The sequence below is a fragment of the Okeania sp. SIO2C9 genome (genome assembly GCF_010672455.1).
Taxonomy (GTDB): Bacteria; Cyanobacteriota; Cyanobacteriia; order Cyanobacteriales; family Microcoleaceae; genus Okeania.
In genome coordinates this window covers 1-1,253 of sequence record NZ_JAAHGO010000258.1, presented here as the reverse complement: position 1 = coordinate 1,253, position 1,253 = coordinate 1, and the positions used below count along the sequence as shown (strand labels likewise).

At 39.9% G+C, this 1,253-nt stretch carries 2 protein-coding genes and 1 pseudogene; 1 reads left to right on the top strand and 2 read right to left on the bottom strand.

The window, feature by feature from the left end; translation table 11 throughout:
• Positions 1-232: 232 nt before the first annotated feature.
• The gene (locus tag F6K23_RS40830) at positions 233-550 is read right to left on the bottom strand and encodes a hypothetical protein (RefSeq protein WP_293166960.1); all 318 of its coding nucleotides are present in this window, start codon (positions 548-550) and stop codon (positions 233-235) included.
• 143 nt (positions 551-693) lie between these two features.
• Positions 694-1,092 (bottom strand): transposase DNA-binding-containing protein, encoded by a 399-nt coding sequence (locus F6K23_RS40825; protein WP_293166958.1) that lies wholly within the window; start codon positions 1,090-1,092, stop codon positions 694-696.
• A 35-nt stretch (positions 1,093-1,127) separates the two neighbouring features.
• Between F6K23_RS40825 and F6K23_RS42745 the strand changes: the two are divergent.
• Positions 1,128-1,253 (top strand): annotated as a pseudogene (locus F6K23_RS42745) (RNA-directed DNA polymerase); the annotation flags it as partial.

Here is a 1,253-nt window from a genome sequence, read left to right as displayed (position 1 = left end):
GCTCAACTACTCCCCTCCCAATAATGATTATCATTATTTAGGCAGAAAAATCTTGATTTTTTACAAAGGTTTAATTCTTGCAACCCTTATCCAACAATAGTTTTGAGGCGCTCGTCACCCCGTGAGCCAACGATGACTGTACCATTGAACATACTTGTTTACATCTTCAATACTGGTAATCTTTAATGTAGTTAGGAGTAACCAAGTAATCGGTTAAATTTCTGTTGGTGGGTCAACTTCTTTGACTAAAATTGCTTGCTTTTGTCTTGGGAGCTAGTTGTTCTTTTTTGGCTCGATTCTGAGGTGGTTGAAGGGTAACAGTGCTATAACGAATATTTAAGGTAGTTTTTCTGGCTGGTCGAGTCGGATTGCGTTTGACCTCCACCATCATCGTTCCTTGAGGCTCAACCGACTTTAATGTTTCCCATAAACCCTGCTCACAGCCTGCCAAACGGCGATTTTGAACAGCTCTAATCAGAAAATCTGACCCCAGATGCTCAGAACAAGCAAATAAGTCATAAAAATCCGCTTCTCGGTCGGCAATTGTCACTACTTGCAAGTGATTCGTATGGGATTAACTCGGTTTTAATTAAACTATCAAGCCATCTTTGACTTTCTTTTTGTGTGGTTGGTTTTTGTTTTCTTTGTTGAGCCTTTCCTAATTCAACTTCATTTCTCGACCATACCTCTTGTTCAATAATGCCTAGTGGTATTCCCTGTGTGTTCACTGTTAATACTGAGTGAACTTTTAGTCAAGAGTGCATATTTACTGTCGAGATATCCTGTTCCTGATAGAGCTTTATGGCTGGTGTAGTTCAGTTCTGTAGTATCTTGTATCGCTAATACTACCTGATGCTTGGCCATTCTCTCTACTGTGGCATCAATATGTCCCAGTCTGATCATAGATGGTTTAATGTAGGGTGAATCCCAGAATTTATAGGTGGCTTTGGTTTGTGACCATGTTCCACTGGCTTGAGGTACACTGGCTTCTGGTGAAGCACTCAGATATTCTACTATTTTAATTAACCTTTTAGTCCTTCTTTTATCCCCTAATTCAGTTCTTTCTAGTTCTGCTGTTATCCACTTTTCCATTTACTGACTTTTGGTTAAACTCAGAGTTTTTATGATGGTTAAAGTCTGGAGTGTTTGACAATAATCAATTCCTAGAATCTGTGGAAGGTACGCCACAGTCCGGGGTAATATCACCCTTACTAGCAAACATCGCCCTACACGGTATGGAAGAATGCCTAGAT